Source organism: Xanthomonas sp. CFBP 8152, assembly GCF_014199025.1.
In the GTDB taxonomy this organism is placed as follows: Bacteria; Pseudomonadota; Gammaproteobacteria; order Xanthomonadales; family Xanthomonadaceae; genus Xanthomonas; species Xanthomonas arboricola_B.
This window is the reverse complement of record NZ_JACHNO010000003.1, coordinates 342,856-359,573: the sequence shown is the minus strand read 5'-3', so window position 1 is coordinate 359,573 and position 16,718 is coordinate 342,856. Positions and strand designations below refer to the sequence as shown.

The 16,718-nt window shown below is 65.5% G+C and carries 14 protein-coding genes; 10 read left to right on the top strand and 4 right to left on the bottom strand.

All coding sequences use genetic code 11. The annotated features are described in order from the left end of the window. Positions 1-199: 199 nt before the first annotated feature. Positions 200-1,135, bottom strand: coding sequence for a LysR family transcriptional regulator (locus FHT09_RS13275; protein ID WP_104606843.1), 936 nt, complete (start codon positions 1,133-1,135; stop codon positions 200-202). A 135-nt stretch (positions 1,136-1,270) separates the two neighbouring features. On the opposite strand from FHT09_RS13275, the gene FHT09_RS13270 reads away from it, so the two are divergent. The 3 genes from FHT09_RS13270 (at position 1,271) to FHT09_RS13260 (ending at position 3,312) form a co-directional block, all read left to right on the top strand. After that, positions 1,271-1,543 carry a DUF2798 domain-containing protein gene (locus FHT09_RS13270; protein ID WP_104538221.1) on the top strand — a complete coding sequence of 91 codons (273 nt, stop codon included), beginning with the start codon at positions 1,271-1,273 and terminating at the stop codon, positions 1,541-1,543. A gap of 177 nt (positions 1,544-1,720) precedes the next feature. Then, a complete protein-coding gene (locus FHT09_RS13265; protein ID WP_181141386.1) occupies positions 1,721-1,894 on the top strand; it encodes a hypothetical protein in 174 nt (57 codons plus the stop codon). A gap of 68 nt (positions 1,895-1,962) precedes the next feature. Beyond that, entirely contained in the window at positions 1,963-3,312 is a 1,350-nt protein-coding gene (locus FHT09_RS13260; protein ID WP_104606842.1) for a glycoside hydrolase family 16 protein, read from the top strand. 96 nt (positions 3,313-3,408) lie between these two features. Here FHT09_RS13260 and FHT09_RS13255 read toward each other — a convergent pair whose 3' ends face one another. Both FHT09_RS13255 and FHT09_RS13250 read right to left on the bottom strand, forming a co-directional pair. Continuing rightward, positions 3,409-3,777 (bottom strand): response regulator, encoded by a 369-nt coding sequence (locus FHT09_RS13255; protein ID WP_104538223.1) that lies wholly within the window; start codon positions 3,775-3,777, stop codon positions 3,409-3,411. Next, positions 3,770-4,933, bottom strand: a complete 1,164-nt coding sequence (locus FHT09_RS13250; RefSeq protein WP_104606841.1) for a PAS domain-containing sensor histidine kinase — start codon at positions 4,931-4,933, stop codon at positions 3,770-3,772. The genes FHT09_RS13255 and FHT09_RS13250 overlap by 8 nt, the downstream gene beginning before the upstream one ends. Before the next feature lie 155 nt (positions 4,934-5,088). On the opposite strand from FHT09_RS13250, the gene FHT09_RS13245 reads away from it, so the two are divergent. From FHT09_RS13245 to trxC, 6 genes are all read left to right on the top strand, one after another. Next, positions 5,089-8,241 carry a response regulator gene (locus tag FHT09_RS13245; protein WP_104606840.1) on the top strand — a complete coding sequence of 1,051 codons (3,153 nt, stop codon included), beginning with the start codon at positions 5,089-5,091 and terminating at the stop codon, positions 8,239-8,241. Next, entirely contained in the window at positions 8,214-9,065 is an 852-nt protein-coding gene (locus tag FHT09_RS13240; RefSeq protein WP_181126353.1) for a CheR family methyltransferase, read from the top strand. Before FHT09_RS13245 ends, FHT09_RS13240 begins: the two co-directional genes overlap by 28 nt. Then, the gene (locus FHT09_RS13235) at positions 9,062-9,649 is read left to right on the top strand and encodes a chemotaxis protein CheB (RefSeq protein ID WP_039511445.1); all 588 of its coding nucleotides are present in this window, start codon (positions 9,062-9,064) and stop codon (positions 9,647-9,649) included. Before FHT09_RS13240 ends, FHT09_RS13235 begins: the two co-directional genes overlap by 4 nt. After that, entirely contained in the window at positions 9,646-10,776 is a 1,131-nt protein-coding gene (locus tag FHT09_RS13230; RefSeq protein WP_104606839.1) for a hybrid sensor histidine kinase/response regulator, read from the top strand. Before FHT09_RS13235 ends, FHT09_RS13230 begins: the two co-directional genes overlap by 4 nt. Before the next feature lie 373 nt (positions 10,777-11,149). Beyond that, the gene (locus FHT09_RS13225) at positions 11,150-11,515 is read left to right on the top strand and encodes a DUF1428 domain-containing protein (RefSeq protein WP_104606848.1); all 366 of its coding nucleotides are present in this window, start codon (positions 11,150-11,152) and stop codon (positions 11,513-11,515) included. Positions 11,516-11,691: 176 nt separating this feature from the next. Further along, positions 11,692-12,138, top strand: a complete 447-nt coding sequence (trxC, locus tag FHT09_RS13220) for a thioredoxin TrxC (RefSeq protein ID WP_104606838.1) — start codon at positions 11,692-11,694, stop codon at positions 12,136-12,138. 148 nt (positions 12,139-12,286) lie between these two features. Here the strand turns inward: trxC and FHT09_RS13215 are convergent, their stop codons facing one another. After that, positions 12,287-14,662 carry a TonB-dependent receptor gene (locus FHT09_RS13215; RefSeq protein WP_104606837.1) on the bottom strand — a complete coding sequence of 792 codons (2,376 nt, stop codon included), beginning with the start codon at positions 14,660-14,662 and terminating at the stop codon, positions 12,287-12,289. A 270-nt stretch (positions 14,663-14,932) separates the two neighbouring features. On the opposite strand from FHT09_RS13215, the gene FHT09_RS13210 reads away from it, so the two are divergent. Then, complete coding sequence (locus FHT09_RS13210; protein ID WP_104606836.1) at positions 14,933-16,582, top strand: glycoside hydrolase family 43 protein; 1,650 nt, start codon at positions 14,933-14,935, stop codon at positions 16,580-16,582. Positions 16,583-16,718: the final 136 nt, after the last annotated feature.

Here is a 16,718-nt window from a genome sequence, read left to right as displayed (position 1 = left end):
TTGAGACATTTTTCAGCCTCGCCAAGACGTCAGTACGGATGCATATCAGGTATAGAAGCCACGCATTTGTGTCATTAACCAATGCACTGTAATACGGGCACTTTTTAAGCCCGCGTATCGTCCTCGCAGGAGCTGCATTGCCTTCTCCGCAGACGCACGAGCAACCACACAGCGATGGGCGCTCAATTTTGCGTGGATCTCAACGTTGACTCGCAGTACCCCATTGCACGGGCAGGCGTTCGAGCACGTGCTCCATGAAGGCGCGCACCTTCGGGGTGAAGTCGCGGCGGTCGGCGACGCAGAGGTAGATCCGCAGCGGCTCCGGCAATGCCTGGGCGGTGCTGCCGAGATCGGAGACAAACAGCGGCTGCAGCTCGTCGCGCTGCAGGTAAGGCTGCACGACATAGGCGGCCAGCCGCGCGATACCGCCGCCGGCCGCGGCCATGGTGGCGAGCGCATCGATATCGTCGCTGACCATTGCCTTGCCCAGCTCCGGCTGGAAGCGCACGCCATTGCGTACGAAATTCCACGGCAGGCAGCGCCCGTCGACCGGGTAACGCAGCAGCAGGCAATCGTGATACTTCAAGTCGTCGGCGGTCTGCGGTGTGCCGCAGCGCGCCAGATAATCGGGTGCTGCGCAGACCACAAGCGGTACCTGGGCGATGCAACGTGCCACCAGGCCGTCTTCCAGCTGCGCCTCGATGCGCAGGCTGACATCCACGTTTTCCTGCGCGTGCTGCACCGCCCGGTCGGTGCACAACAGCTCGATCTCCAGCTGCGGGTACTGCTGACGCAGGGCCGGCAGCATCGGGGCGAGCACGTGCCGCGCAAAGGCCGCAGTGCTGGCCACCCGCAAGCGCCCCGCCGGCGCCTGTTGCGGCCCGGCCACCGATTGCCGCGCACGTTCCAGGTCCCGCTCCAGTTGCCGCACCTGCTCGAAGTACAAGGTACCGCGCTCGGTCAGCGCCATACTGCGCGTGGTCCGGTGCAGCAGACGCACGCCCAGGTGCCGTTCCAGACGCGCGATGTTCTGGCTGACCGCGGCCGCACTGATCCCCAGCAACTTGGCGCCCCCGGCAATGCTACCGGCATCGACAGTGCTGACAAAGCTACGGATGGACTGAAGAATGTTCATTGACTAGGCAAGTATTGCCGAACGATTCGTAATTTCTTCTTACGTAAGCCGCAAGGCTACGCGATCTACCCCGCCAGCGGTGGCCTCTCTACAGTGCTGCCCATCGCGTCGATTCGCGGCAACCGAGGTCATTGCATGTCGTCATCTCCCCCCTCCCCATTGGTGCGCCCGCGCTGGAAACTCGGCGTGCGCACCACCCCGTTCGTGTTTGCGTTCTACATGGCCGCGATCATGGCCTTGCTGATGTGCCTGGTGATCACCGGCGCCAATACCGGCCTTGCCCCTGGCTACCTGTGGCGCGTGCTGGACGCCTACCGTATTGCGATGCCCACCGCGTTCTGCTGCGTGATGGTGGTGCGACCGTTGGTGATACGGCTGGTGGCGTGGACGGTGCACGCAGGGCATTGAGCCAGGCATGCGCCAGCATGCTCGACAAGCTGCCGCAGGCCATCGTGATGGTGCATCTGCAAGGTCATCGATGTGCAGCAGCACGCGGCTTGCCTGCCACGGTGGCATCCCCTGCGCGGCAGCCAGTCCGAAGCCTGCCAAGGCGTGCATGCGTTGGCGATGGGACCATCTCCCGGCTTGAACGCATTGACCCGGACGCCGCAGATGCCATCGCGCCCGCAGCGAAACATTCGCAGCCAGCTGCTGCCACGCAACATCCGCCGCATGCAGTCTGCGACCACCGTCATGCCGATGCTGGACTATTCCGGAATGAGCGCCACGGAACTGAAACGCGCCACACAATTGCTTTGACACTGAAGTAGCCGCTGCGCAGCGTCACTTCTCCATGGACGTCGGTCCACTTTTCGGAGACGTACGCAATGAACACGCTACGCAGCGTCGCTGTACAGCTCGCCCTGCTATGGGCAGTGACGATGACACCAGGCGCACACGCGCAAACCCTGGTCTGGGAGGACAACTTCGACGGCCCCGGCATCGACGGCAACAAGTGGACCTACGACGTCGGCAACGGCTGCCAGATCGGCCTGTGCGGCTGGGGCAACGGCGAGATGCAGTACTACACCAGCCGCGCCGAAAACGCGCGCATCGACAACGGCCGGCTGGTGATCGAAGCGCGGCGCGAAGCGTTCCAGGGCATGCCGTTCACCTCGGCGCGTCTCAAGACCGAAGGCCGCATGCATTTCAAGTACGGCACGCTGGAAGCGCGCATCAAGACCCCGGTGGTGGGCAATGGGCTGTGGCCGGCGTACTGGATGCTGGGCACCATCGGCGTGTGGCCAGGTCGCGGCGAGATCGACCTGATGGAAGCCGGCATGGCAGCGGCGATCGCCAATGGCAGCGCCAATCGCCGTATCGGCGCCGCCGTGCACTGGGACTACAACGGCCAGCAGGCCGACTACGACACCAGCTACACCAGCCCGGTGGATCTGCATGCCGACTTCCATGTGTACCGCATGAGCTGGGACCCGCAGTTCATCCGCGTGTCGATCGACGGCCAGCAGTACTTCGAGTTTGCGATCTCCAATATCGAGGGCGCCTCGCTGCACGAATTCCATCAGCAGCAGTACTTACTGCTCAATCTCGCCGTGGGAGGCGCCTATACCGGCATCACCTCGCCTGCGGCGGTGACCGCGCCGCTGCCCGGCAGGATGGAGATCGATTACATCCGCCTGTATCAGAACCCCGGTTCGCAGCTGTACGTAGGCGCGCAACACGCGGCGCCCGCAGGGCGCTTTGGCGTGTTCACCGAGCAGACCGATACCAGCGGGCGGCTGAACCTGGGCCAGGATGCCGAGCTGTATCTGTGGAACAACCTCGCCCCGATTGCGCAGGCGCCGTTCGAAGGCCGCAACGTGATGGCGTACCGCGCCAACGCTGGTGCCTGGTATGGCCTGGGCATCCAGACCGACTATCGCAACATGGCCGCCTATGCCGGCGGCGCGCTGAAGCTGCACCTGAAAACCACCACGCCGTCGACCTTCAAGATCGGCATCAACACAAGTTTTGGCGACAGCTGGGTGGATTTTGCCGCGGGCGGCAATCAGTACGGCCTGGTGCGCGATGGCGCCTGGCACGAGGTGAGCATTCCCTTCAGTGCGTTCTACGATCTGGATCTGCAGGCGGTCAAACAGATGTTCATGCTGGTGGCCGATCCACCCGCCGCACCGGTGGAGATCGCCATCGACAAGGTGTACTACCAAAGCCGTTGAGCGGCGTAGGCGCATGACGCACCGTCAACGCGACGCACGGCTGCCGCGCAACTGCGTGCAGAGGTGTGTGTAGCGCATGACACACGCAGCCAACGCTCAGGCGTTGGCTGTAACGCCTTTGAGCATATCGATCAGCTGACGCAGGCGATACGGCTTGGGCAGGAAATCCACCTGCGCCGGCAGCGGCGGCAATTGCGCCTTTGCAAACCCCGAGGCCAGGATCACCCGGGCCTGCGGCAGCAGCTGCGCCACGTGTTCGCTCAGTTCAATGCCCGACATGCCGTTGGGCATGCGGATGTCGCTGAAGACCACATCATAGGGGCCGCTCTCGCGCAGCATGCGCAAGGCGCTGTGGCCGTCGTCGGCGGTTTCGACGGCGATGCCTGCATCGCGCAGTGCCTCGCCGATCAGTTCGCGCAATTCCTGTTGATCTTCCACCATCAACAGACGCAGGGGTTCAGTCATGCTCAGCCTCCTCGATGGCCGGGAGAAACAGGGTAACGCTGGTACCGCAAGCCGGAGCGGTGTCCAGCTCGACGAAGCCACCGGATTGGGACGCAAAGCCATACACCTGGCTCAATCCCAGGCCAGAGCCCTTGCCCACGTCCTTGGTGGTGAAAAACGGCTCACTGGCGCATTGCGCCACATGCGCAGACATGCCGGGGCCATCATCGCGCACGGCGATGCTGACGTAGCAGCGCGGCCGGCCATGCGGATCGGATGGCGCAACACGCTGCTGTCGCGCCGTTTCCAGCACGATGTTGCCGCCACCGGGCATGGCATCGCAGCTGTTGAACACGAGATTGAGCAAGGCCGCTTCCAGTTGGCCGGGATCCACGCGGATATCGGGCAATTGCTCGGCAAACTTGAGCGACAGCGCCAGCCCGGCCGGGCAGGCACGCCGCAGCAGTTCCAGCGAGCGTGTCACCACCGCGTTGGCACCATGGCGCTCGGGAATCAGCCGCTGCCCGCGCGCAAAGGCGAGCAGCTGCCGCGTCAGCAAGGTGCCACGGTCGACTGCCGTCTGCGCCGCCTCCACCAGCATGCGCGTGCGCGCGTCGTCGCCGGCGCGCAGCGCGATCAGATCCAGGCTGGTCGCCATCACCGTCAGCAGATTATTGAAATCGTGCGCCATGCCGAGCGTCAGGCGACCCAGCGCATCCACCTTCTGCGACTGCAGCAGGGCGTGCTGCGCCTGCTGCAACAGCTGCTGCGCCTGGTGTCGCTGGTCGATGTCGCAGGTGACCTTGGCAAACCCGGCCAACACGCCAAATTCCAGCACCGGCTCGATCGCCACACTCGCCCAGAAGCGGCGACCGTCCTTGCGCACCCGCCAGCCTTCGGTGGCAAAGCGTCCTTCGCGTCTGGCGGTGTCCAGATTGCGGGCCGGTTCGCCGCGCTGCACATCCTCGGGCAGGTAGAAGCGCGAGAAATGCATCCCCATGACCTCGGCAGCGGTATACCCTTTGATGCGCTCGCCCCCGGGGTTCCAGCTGCACACATGGCCGCCCGTATCGAGCATGTAGATCGCATAATCGGACACGCTCTGCACCAACAGCTGGCACTGCCGGCTGTCGTGAGAAAGCGGCCCCGCACTGCCGACGGCCGTTTCCGCATCCATCACGCGACTTTCCCCCGGAAAAGCGCGCGACCATAGTGACGAGTGCGTGAAGGCCGCGTGCAAGCCGACCCGGCTGCAGGCATCAAGATACCGGCGATTTGCGCGTGAAAATTATCGGCTACCATGACCGCCCTTCCAGTCCGGTCCGTGCCTTTATGCAGAACATCTCGACCACACGCGACCGCTGGGTGTGGGGGATCGCGGGGGCCCTGATGGCAGGAACGCTCGGCGTGGAATTGATCACGCCGCTCGGCTACGCGGTGTGGTTGACCTATTTTGTCGCCGTGGGCGTGACGGTGTTCCAGAATCGCGTGCAGGCACCGCTGGTGGTCGCCGCACTGTCGTGCGTGCTGGTCGCAATCGGCTTTCAGCTGGCGCCGGCCAGTACCAATTCGAGTTTTTCCTCGGTCAACCGCAGCATCGGCGGGGTGTCGTTCCTGGCGATGGCGCTGGTGGTGATGCAGGCCATCCGTGCGCGCCGTCAGGCCGAACTGGCGCTGTGGCTACAGCAGGCCGAGAACACGATCGAAGCCAGCTTGCGCGGCGATCACAGCCCGGACGATCTGGCCAATGCCGCCGTGCGCGTGTTGTGCCACACGCTGGATGCGCAGGTCGGCGCGTTGTATCGCATCGAGGGCGAACGCCTGCGTCTGACCGGCGGCGCCGCGCTGCCGGCCGATGTATCCAAGACACTGCCCACCGATACCGGCCAACTCGGCGAGGCCTTGCGTGGCGGCACGGTGCGCCGGGTGCGCGGCGTGGAAGCCGGACATCTGCAGATCGCCTCGGGCCTGGGCCGGAGCGCTTGCCAGGAGCTGCTGCTGGCACCGGTCGTCGCCGATGGGCGGGTGATCGGCATTCTCGAGCTGGGCCGCGCCGCTGCGCCGGGCGCTGCCCGCACGCGCGATGAAGAACTGCTCGCACGCTGCGGCGAAAACATCGGCCTGGCTTTGCGCACCGCGTTGCTGCGCGCGCAGCTGGTGGCCTTGCTTGAAGAAACCCAGCGTCAGAGCGAAGAACTGCAGACCCAGCAGGAAGAACTGCGCGTGGCCAACGAGGAGTTGGAGGAGCAAAGCCGCAGCCTGCAGCAATCGCAGAGCGATCTGGAACTGCAGCAAGCCGAGCTGGAACAGACCAATGTGCAGCTGGAGGAACGGACCCAGGCGTTGGAGGCCCAGAAGCAGGCCTTGCTGGTTGCGCAGAACCAGCTGGTGCGCAACAGCAACGAGTTGTCCACTGCCTCGCGCTACAAGTCCGAGTTTCTGGCCAACATGTCGCACGAGTTGCGCACTCCGCTCAACAGCGCGCTGATCCTGGCCAAGCTGTTGTCGGACAACAAGGACGGCACGCTCAGCCCCGAGCAGGTGAAATACGCACAGGCGATCCTGTCGTCCAACAACGACCTGCTGGCATTGATCAACGACATTCTCGACCTGTCCAAGATCGAGGCCGGGCACGTGGAATTGGCCGACGAAACCGTCGCCACCACCTCGGTACTGCAGCGACTGCGCGAAACCTTTGAGCCGCTGGCGCGCCAGAAAGGCCTGGCGTTGCAGCTGGCTGCCGAATCCGACGCACCGACGCAACTGGTCATCGACAGCCAACGCCTGCAGCAGATCCTCAAGAACCTGCTGGCCAACGCGATCAAGTTCACCGAACACGGCAACGTCAGCCTGTCGATCCAGTCGCACACGCCGGGCCGGGTGCTGTTCAAGGTCAACGACACCGGCATCGGCATCGCGCACGAACAGACCGAGATCATCTTCGAAGCGTTCCGTCAGGCCGATGGCAGCACGCGCCGTCGCTATGGCGGCACCGGCCTGGGGCTGTCGATCTCGCGCGACCTGGCGCAGCGCATGGGCGGCAGCATCCGCGTGGACAGCCAGCCGGGACGCGGCAGTTGTTTTACGCTGGAGTTGCCGATCGACGGCGCACCGGCCGAGCCGGTCACCAACGCGGGCGCAGTAGCGATCGGCGCCACGCCGTCGTCGCAGCCCGCCAGCGGCATGGCCATGGCTTCGCGCCTTGGCGAGCGCGCTGCGGTGGCATCCACGAAAATGCCGCTGCCGATTCCGGCAACCGCCACACCGCCGCTGCAGCGCGCCGAGGACGATCGCGACCAACGCACCCGTCCCGGCCGGCTGATCCTGGCGGTGGAAGACGAAGCACGCTTTGCGCAGGCGCTGGTCGACCTGGCCCACGAACTGGATTTTGATTGCGTGGTGGCGCCCAGCGCCGAAGAAGCGCTGCATCTGGCGACCGAATTGCGTCCCAGCGGCATCCTGCTCGACATCGGCCTGCCGGATGCGTCCGGCCTGAGCGTGCTCGAACGCCTCAAGCGCGACCCGGCCACGCGCCATATCCCGGTGCATGTGGTTTCCGCGCTGGAGCGCAGCCAGATTGCCCTGGAGCTGGGCGCGGTGGGCTATCTGATCAAGCCGGCCACGCGCGAACTGCTGGCGGGTGCGATCCGCCAACTGGAAGACACCAATGCACGCGCGGTACGCCGCTTGCTGATCGTCGAAGACGACAGCGCCCTGCGTGCGAATCTGCAATTGTTGCTGGCGCGCGATCAACTGGACATCGTCGCGGTGGGCAGCATTGCCGAAGCGATGCAGCAGCTGGCCGGCTCCACCTTCGATTGCATGGTCACCGATCTGGCGCTGCCCGACGGCAGCGGCTACGACCTGCTCGAGCGCATGGCCGGCAACGACGCAGTCGCGTTTCCGCCGGTCATCGTCTACACCGGGCGCGCGCTCACCCGCGACGAGGAACAACGCCTGCGCCGTTATTCCAAGAGCATCATCATCAAGGGCGTGCGCTCGCCCGAGCGCCTGCTCGATGAGGTGACGCTGTTCCTGCACAGCGTGGAAGCTTCGCTGCCCAGCGACCAGCAACGCCTGCTGCGTGAAGCGCGCCGCCGCGACGCGGTGCTGGACGGCGCCACCGTGCTGCTGGCCGAGGACGATGTGCGCAACATCTTTGCGCTGTCCAGCGTGCTCGAGCCGCTGGGCGTGACGCTGCAGATCGCCCGCAATGGCCGCGAGGCGCTGGAACATCTGGCCAAGCACGAGGTGGACCTGGTGTTGATGGACATCATGATGCCGGAGATGGATGGCCTGACCGCGATGCGCCAGATCCGCGCCAATCGTCAGTGGCAGGATCTGCCGATCATCGCGCTGACCGCCAAGGCCATGGCCGACGATCGCGAACGCTGTCTCGAAGCCGGCGCCAACGACTATATCGCCAAGCCCATCGACGTGGACAAGCTGGTGTCGCTGTGTCGGGTATGGTGCTCACGGCAATGAACGCGGTGGAGCTGTTCGACCTGGAACTGCGGGTACTGCTGGAAGCGGTCTACCAGCGCTACCACTACGACTTCCGCGATTACGCGGTGTCGTCGCTGCGTCGGCGCATGCGCCACGCGATGGCGCGTCTGGAGTGCGCGCGCGTGGCCGATCTGCAGCACCGTCTGCTGCACGAACCGGACACCTTCGCGCAGGCGATGCAGTTCTTCACCGTGCAGGTGTCGGAGATGTTCCGCGACCCGGCCTACTTTCGCGTCCTGCGCGAGCATGCGGTGCCGGTACTGCGCACCTATCCGTCGATCAAGCTGTGGGTGGCCGGCTGCAGCACCGGCGAGGAAGTCTGGTCGCTGGCCATTCTGTTGCACGAAGAAGGCCTGCTGGAAAAGGCGGTGATCTATGCCACCGACATCAATCCCGAGGCGCTGGGCATGGCCGAAGCAGGTGCGTTCGGCATCGACCGCATCGCGCAGTTCAGCCGCAATTACCTGGACGCCGGCGGCCGCGGCTCGCTTTCCGACTACTACACCACCGCCTACGATGGTGCGGTATTCGATCGCCGGTTGAAGCGCAATATCGTCTTCGCCGATCACAGCCTGGCCACCGACACGGTGTTCTCCGAAGTGCATCTGGTGTCGTGCCGCAACGTGCTGATCTATTTCAACCGCAGCCTGCAGGACCGTGCAGTGGGCCTGTTTTACGATGCCTTGGTGCATCGCGGGTTTCTGGGCCTGGGCAGCAAGGAATCGCTGCAGTTCGGTGCGCATGCGCAGGCATTCGAGACCGTGGCACGCGAGCAGCGCCTGTTCCGCAAGGCGGCGGCATGAATGTCATGCACGCGGCGGCAGCGCAGTTCGACGCGATGGTGATCGGTGCCTCGGCCGGCGGCGTCATGGCCTTGCAGGCACTGTTGTCCAGCCTGCCTGCGGACCTGCCGATGCCGGTGCTGGTGGTGTTGCATCTGCCGCGCGACCGCACCAGCCATCTTGCCGAATTGATGGATGCACGCTGCGCCTTGCCGGTGCGCGAAGCCGAAGACAAGCAGCCGCTGCTTGCCGGCAGCGTCACCATCGCCCCGCCCGACTACCATCTGCTGGTGGAAACACGCGACAGCCTGGCGTTGTCGATGGATGCACCAGTGCTGTTCTCGCGCCCGGCGATCGACCCCTTGTTCGAATCGGCCGCCGACGTCTTCGGCCAGCGCCTGCTGGCGATCCTGCTCACCGGCGCCAGCAGCGACGGCAGCGCCGGGGTGGCGGCGGTGCGCGCGGTCGGCGGCACCGCCTGGATCCAGCGCCCCGACGATGCCGCCTCACCGCTGATGCCCGCCTCCGCTCTCGCCTATGCTGGCGCCGATGCGGTGCTCACCCTGCAGGCGATCTGCAGCCGACTGGAAGCCTTTCACCCATGAACCTCACCGCGACCGGCCTGGCTGCGCACAGCAACGGCGATGAACCCGCCAAGCTGCTGATCGTCGACGACGTGCCGCAGAATCTGGTGGCGATGGAAGCGCTGCTGCAGCGCGACGGCCTTCAGGTGCTGTGCGCCGCGTCCGGCGCGCAGGCGCTGGAACTGCTGCTCGAACACGACGTGGCGCTGGCGCTGCTGGATGTGCACATGCCGGAGATGGATGGCTTTTCGCTGGCCGAACTGATGCGCGGCTCGCAGCGTAGCCGGCATGTGCCGATCATTTTCCTGACCGCATCGCCGAACGATCCGATGCGCGCCTTCCAGGGCTACGAAACCGGCGCGGTGGATTTCCTGCACAAGCCGATCGAGCCGCACGTGATCCTGAGCAAGGTCAATGTGTTCATCGAGTTGTACCAGCAGCGGCGCCTGCTCAAGGCACGCAACGCCTCGCTGGAACGCGCGCTCACCCTCAACGAAACCATGATGGCCGTGCTCACCCACGACCTGCGCACGCCGCTGTCGGTGATCCTGCTGTGCGCCGACAAGCTCAGCCTGGATGTGGACGCCGACGGCTCGGCCGCGCGCACGCTCGATCACCTGGAAAACAGCGCGCGGCGCATGGCGCGAATGGTCGAACAGTTGCTGGATTTCTCGCGCCTGCGCAGCGACGGGCTGTCGATGCAGTTCGGCCCCTGCAATCTGGGCGAAGTGACCCACAGCGTGGTGGGCGAGGTGGCACAGGCCAATCCGCACACGCCGATCGACCTGCGTACCGAAGGCGATCTGGACGGCGACGGCGATGGCGATCGCCTTGCACAGGTCGTGTCCAATCTGGTCGGCAACGCGGTGCTGCATGGCGGCAACCAGCCTGTGCGGGTGCACCTGGACGGACGCGAACGCGACACGCTGCGGCTGTCGGTACGCAACATCGGGCGCATCGCGGACAGTCTGATGCCGCGCCTGTTCGAGCCGTTCAAGGCCAGCTTCCATGCCAGCCAGGGTCTGGGGCTGGGCCTGTTCATCGCCGACCAATTCGTCAAGGCGCACGGTGGTACGTTGCAGGCGCGCAACGAAGACGGCGAAGTGGTGTTTGAGGCCGTGCTGCGGCGACACAACCTGGCCGGGTAATCGCAGGTCGGGCATCGGAGTGTCCGCCACAGCGCCCGGCAGGGCGTATTGCTTGGTCGAAGCCCACGCGATGCCCATGCTGGCGCCCGTCGCAGCGCCAGTACCTGGCGACAACGCCCCCTGACGAACTCATCCAGAATTCACCGCGCATCGTGCCGCGCGCGCGATCCGGCAATGCAAGCCAGGCACAACAACGTGTGCATCAACGTCATGCGAGCGCGACCAGTGCTCCCCGGCGAGATGCGCCGTATGCTCGCACTCCATGCGCGGGGCGGCACACGCTCTGGCGCTGCTTTGCCGCTTGTGTCGATCGCACCAGCATCTGTTCGTCATCATCAGGCGCACGCCGTGCGCCATGTCTGAGGAGGTGGTCATGTCGTATGTGGATGGGTTTGCGCTTGCGGTGCCCACGGCCAACAAGGCCGCGTTTCTGGAACATGCCCGCATGGGCGATGCCGTCATCATCGAGTACGGCGCGTTGCGCGTGGTGGAGTGCTGGGGCGATGACGTCCAGCACGGACAACTGACCGACTTCCATCGCGCGGTCGATGCCGGCGAGGACGAAACCGTGGTGTTTTCGTGGATCGAATGGCCGGACAAGGCGACCCGCGATGCGGGCATGCGCAAGATGATGGACGACCCGCGCATGGACCCGTCGGTCAACCCGATGCCGTTCGATGGCAAGCGCCTGATCTACGGCGGCTTCGTTCCGATCCTGAGCCTGGGGCAGTCGGGCTGAGCACTGCAGCGCGTGCGCCGGCCTGTCGCATGAGCGCCGCACACCCGGTGTTGCGGCAGTGGCCGACGACACCGGGCCCTTCGGCGATGGCAGTTACACTGGCCGCATGCAGCCGCGCTCGCCGCCCATAATGCGCGAGCGCAGCGACTGCATTGCCTGCCACCGGAGACCGCCGCATGACAGACACACCGCTGCTGATCGCCTGCCCGAGCTGCGCTGCGATGAACCGTGTCGCAGCTGCGCGTCTGCGCGATGCACCCAACTGCGGCAGTTGCCACAACCCCTTGTTTCTGGGCACGCCGGTGGCGCTGTCGGCGGCCGATTTCGACAAGCATGCGGTGCGCAGCGCGCTGCCGTTGGTGGTGGATTTCTGGGCGCCGTGGTGCGGACCATGCCTGAGCATGGCGCCACAGTTTGCCGCAGCCGCGGCAATGCTCGAACCGCAGGTCCGGATGGCGAAGGTCGATACCGATCTGCATCCGGCGCTGGGCACGCGCTTTGGCATCCGCAGCATCCCGACCTTGCTGGTCATCCGCGGCGGCAGTGAGCTGGGTCGTCACTCCGGCGCGGTGAGCAGCGCGCAGATCGTCAGCTGGGTGCAGTCGGTATTGCGCAGCCGTTGATACAAAAAACCCGCTGCGCGATGCACGCAGCGGGCCTGGTTCTACGACCAGCATCGCTGCGCCACGCGCGCAGTGATGCCGATCAATCAGCAACCGGGAGCGGCCGACAAGACCATTGCGCAGCCGCTCGCTACCGTCTCAATCGCGCTTACTGCCAGTTGACGTTGACCGACACGCCCACCACGCGCGGCTCGTTGTACACCGCCGCCATGTAGTTTTCGATCACGCCCTTGACGTTCTTCTCGTTGGTGATGTTGCGCGCAAACGCCGCCACTTCCCACGCGCCATAGCCGCCGGTGTAGCCGAGCTTGAGGCCGCCTTCGAAATTACCGTCGGCGCGGAACTCGGTGGAGTCGTACAGCACGAAGCTCGTTTCGCCCTGCTTGTTCCAGTCGGTGGAGACGAAGAAGGCGCCGTCGTTGCCCACCGGGATGTCGTAGCGCGCGGCCAGGTTGAGGTTGTACTTGGGCGCGTTGGGCAACGGGTTGCCGTCGATCTGCGCAAAGGTGTTGGCGCCGACGCGGATGGTCGGGTCGTTGACCGTGCACACCACCACGCCGTTGAGCGCACAGGCCTGCGCATAGACGCGATCGTCCCGGATCTCGCTATGCAGCAGGCTCAGGCCGGCGGTCAGCGACAGGTTGGAGATCGGGCGCCAGTCCAGATCCGCTTCCAGGCCGTAGGCCTTGGCCTTGTCGGCATTGAACAGCACACCGTTGCCGTCCGAGTCGTTGCCGTTGAGCTGGATGTCGTTCACCGTATAGGTGAAGCCGCTGACATTCAGACGCAGACGGTTGTCGAACAGGCTGCTCTTGATGCCGGCTTCCCACGACAGGATGGTTTCCGAATCGGCGGTGGTGAAATCCGAATTGAACACCGCGCTGCGGCCCTGGATGGTCGGGCCGCGGAAACCGCGTGCCACGCGCGCATAGACGCTCAGCTCGGGATTGATCTCATACATCGCGCTGAGGTCCCAGCTGGGCTGGGTATCGGACATGCGCACGTCGCGGCGGCCGCGATAGGTCACCGCACCTGCGGCGGTATCGGCAGTCTTGAGCAGACGGGTTTCCTTGCTGTCCTTGGTCTGGCGCAGACCGGCGGTCAAGGTGAGTGCATCGGTGGCCTTGTAGCTGAGCTGCCCGAACCCGGCCCAGGAGGTATTGGTGTTGCGCAGGCGCACCCAGTTGTTGGGGTTGCGCGCCGCGGTCTGCAGGAAATACGCACGCTGATAAAAATCGGTGGTGTCGCGCCCATCGAAGTAGAACGCGCCCACCTGCCACTGCAGTGCGTCGTCGCCTTCGCTGGCCAGACGCAGCTCCTGGGTGTACTGATCCAGGTCGCGGATCTGCCCCATCGACTGGCCGAAGCCGTTCGGCACGCCATTGACCGGGTAGTTCGCCGCTGCGCCGCCATCGGTGTCGCCACGGCTGTAGCCGGAGGTGGTTTCGTAAGCGGTGATGGAAGTCAGCGACACGCCGCCGAAATCGTAGATTGCCTTGATCGAGCCGCCGTCGGTCTGATACGCCTGCGGGTTGTCGTGCGCCTCGTCGTAGGCCACGCGATCGCGCGCCACGTCGACCTTGTCGCTACCACGGGTGACCGCATTGCGCAGGAACAACGTGGAGGTGCCGTCGTAGTCGCGGGTATGTACCGAACCCAGCAGCGAGAACGCGTCGTTGGGCTTGAGCAGCACCTGCAGGCGCGCATTGCGGTCGTTGTAGCCGCCCATCGCATCCTTGCGCGGCGTGCGCGTGCCGTCGGCGCTGCTGCCGGCAAAGGTGTTGTCCACCCAATCGTCGCGGTGTTGATACAGGGCCGACACGCGGAACGACAGCACGTCGTTGATCGGGCCGCCGAAGCCGCCGTCCAGCGACACCGTGTTGTAGCTGCCGTAGCTGGCATCGACGCGGCCGGTGTAGGTATCGCCGGGCTTGATCGTGTCGAACTTGACGATACCGGCGGTGGTGTTGCGGCCGAACAAGGTGCCCTGTGGGCCGCGCAGCACTTCGACCTGGTCCACGTCGTAGACCGGGTTGGACTTGAGCACCACGTGCTCCAGCACCACGTCGTCCTGGATGATGGACACCGGCTGCGAAGCGCCGAGGTAGAAATCGATATTGCCCAGGCCACGGATATAGAAGCGCGGGAAGATGCGCCCGGTGGTGGTCTCGGCATAGAAGCCCGGTACGCGGCCGGACAGTGCCAGCAGCGTGTCGTCGCCACCGGCGGTGAACTCGCGCATCGCCGCGCCCTGCACCACGCCCACCGACACCGGCACTTCCTGCAGGTTCTGCTCGCGGTGCTCGGCGGTGACGGTGACCGTATCCAGCGCGGTCGGGCTGCCCTCGCCCTCTCCCTGGCGCGTCGGCACCTGCTGCGCAGAGGCCGCGGCCGCCAGCGAGGCGAGCAGCAGGCCGGCGCAGGCATGCGCCAGCGGCGTGCGCTGCAAGGCGGCGCGACGACGTGCGGGTGCGTGCGTGGTGGCGGACGTCAGGGACGCGGAGACAGACGAGTACAACGGCATGCGAAATGATCCTTGGGTAGGTGACGCGAGGGGCGATACGGGGTTGTGCCGGCCGAAGGCGCGACGTGGCGCCGCGCGCACGATATGTCAGCAATGTTTCAGCTCTATGGCAAGCGTGCCGTGGCGCACGTGGCTGCCGCCGCACAGCCCTGTGCGTGGCGCGCGCCAGCCATGGCGAAATGGCAGATGCCTGCAGTAGCGGTGTGCTGTCATGCTGGCGCCATGTGGACGCGCTCCGGAGAGGGACAGACCTTGAAACGACTTGGATGGATGGCGGGCCTCCTGGCCGCAGTGAGCTGTCAGCTGGCGCAGGCCGGCAGCGCGGTGATCAACCGGATCGACTACCAGGGCGATGACGGCGGCCCGGTGCCGACCGCAGCGCAGTACCGCAACCCTGTCGTGGCCGGCTTCCATCCGGACCCATCTGCGGTCCGCGTTGGCGACGACTTCTATCTGGTCAACTCCAGCTTCGGCTATTTCCCCGGCCTGCCGGTGTTCAAGAGCCGCGATCTGGTGCACTGGACGCAGATCGGCAATGCGATCGATCGCCCCGGCCAGATCAGATACGGCAGCGACGAACTCACCCGCGGACTGTTCGCCGCCAGCATCAGCCACCACGACGGCATCTTCTACATCGCCAGCACCTGTTTCTACTGCGATGGCGGCAATTTCCTGATCACCGCCAGGGATCCGGCCGGACCGTGGTCGGACCCGATCTGGCTGGATGCCAAGGGCATCGATCCATCGCTGTTCTTCGACGACGACGGCAGCGCCTGGCTGGTCAACAACGATGTGCCTGCCGGCACGCTGCGTTACGACGGACACCGCGCGATCTGGCTGCAGCAGCTGGATCTGACCCGCATGAAACTGGTCGGCACGCGCCAGGTGCTGGTGGATGCGGGCTTCAGGCCAGCCAGCAACCCCGAGCATATCGAGGGCCCGCACCTGTTCCGCCGCGATGGCTACTACTACCTCACCGCAGCCGAGGGCGGCACCGGCGAGCAGCATGCGCAGATGATCTACCGCAGCCGCCAGATCGCCGGGCCGTACCAGCCCTGGAGCGGCAATCCGGTGCTGACCCAGCGCGATCTGGACCCAAGCCGCGACGCGCCGATCACCTCCGCAGGCCACGCGCAGTTCGTCGAGTTGCAGGACGGCTCCTGGTGGGCGGTGTTCCTGGCCACCCGCCCGTATCAAGGCAACCGCTACAACCTGGGCCGCGAAACCTTCCTGCTGCCGGTGCAGTGGCGCGACGGCTGGCCGGTGATAGTGCCGCACGGCACGGCAGTGCCTGTGGTCGCCGCGCGCCCGCCACTGCCGGCAGGCCCGCAGGACACACCCACCAGCGGACCGATGCAGTGGAGCGAGCGTTTCCAGGACGCGCACGTACCGATGCAATGGATGACCATCCATCCGCCAACCACGCCGTGGTATGTCACCGGCCCACAGGGTCTGCGCATCACGCCTTCGACCGTGGCGCTGGGCGATGTCGGACGCGGGCAACCGGCGTATCTCGGCCACCGTCTGCAGCATCACCACGCCACGCTGGGGGCGACCGTCGATGGCAGCACGCTGGCAGCGGGCGAACAGGCCGGGCTGGCGATCGTCGCCAGGGAAAGTCATTTCCTGGCCGCACTGCTGGTGCGCGACGATGCGGGCATGTCGGTGGTGCTGTCCCGCCGTGCCGGGACGCAGGAGCCGGGCACCGGCACCGTGCTGGCACGCGCGCCGCTGGCCGATGCAAGCCAACCGGTCACGCTGCGCTTCGCCCTGGATGGCGCACGCGTGCATGTGGATTACGCGGTCGGCAGCGGTCAATGGCAGACGCTGCTGGAACAGGGCGATGCGAGCATGCTCAGCACCGACAGCACCGGCGGTTTCCTGGGCGCCACGTTCGGCCCGTACGCATATTCGCGTTGAGCGCGCGCAAGCGAACGACACGTCGGCGCTGCCGACGCACTGGACGACCGCCCGCTACAGGCAGGCGCGTACAACGTAGCGTGTCACGCGCAGGAAGCGCACACCTGATACATGCGGGTCGACGTTGGCCCCGACG

Excerpts from the sequence above, each read along its gene's own strand:
- FHT09_RS13235 (WP_039511445.1), top strand. The coding sequence starts at position 9,062 with ATGAATGTCATGCACGCGGCGGCAGCGCAGTTCGACGCGATGGTGATC.
- FHT09_RS13275 (WP_104606843.1), bottom strand. The coding sequence starts at position 1,135 with ATGAACATTCTTCAGTCCATCCGTAGCTTTGTCAGCACTGTCGATGCC.
- FHT09_RS13260 (WP_104606842.1), top strand. The coding sequence starts at position 1,963 with ATGAACACGCTACGCAGCGTCGCTGTACAGCTCGCCCTGCTATGGGCA.
- trxC (WP_104606838.1), top strand. The coding sequence starts at position 11,692 with ATGACAGACACACCGCTGCTGATCGCCTGCCCGAGCTGCGCTGCGATG.
- FHT09_RS13270 (WP_104538221.1), top strand. The coding sequence starts at position 1,271 with ATGTCGTCATCTCCCCCCTCCCCATTGGTGCGCCCGCGCTGGAAACTC.
- FHT09_RS13250 (WP_104606841.1), bottom strand. The coding sequence starts at position 4,933 with ATGGATGCGGAAACGGCCGTCGGCAGTGCGGGGCCGCTTTCTCACGAC.
- FHT09_RS13245 (WP_104606840.1), top strand. The coding sequence starts at position 5,089 with ATGCAGAACATCTCGACCACACGCGACCGCTGGGTGTGGGGGATCGCG.
- FHT09_RS13215 (WP_104606837.1), bottom strand. The coding sequence starts at position 14,662 with ATGCCGTTGTACTCGTCTGTCTCCGCGTCCCTGACGTCCGCCACCACG.
- FHT09_RS13255 (WP_104538223.1), bottom strand. The coding sequence starts at position 3,777 with ATGACTGAACCCCTGCGTCTGTTGATGGTGGAAGATCAACAGGAATTG.
- FHT09_RS13210 (WP_104606836.1), top strand. The coding sequence starts at position 14,933 with ATGGCGGGCCTCCTGGCCGCAGTGAGCTGTCAGCTGGCGCAGGCCGGC.
- FHT09_RS13225 (WP_104606848.1), top strand. The coding sequence starts at position 11,150 with ATGTCGTATGTGGATGGGTTTGCGCTTGCGGTGCCCACGGCCAACAAG.
- FHT09_RS13230 (WP_104606839.1), top strand. The coding sequence starts at position 9,646 with ATGAACCTCACCGCGACCGGCCTGGCTGCGCACAGCAACGGCGATGAA.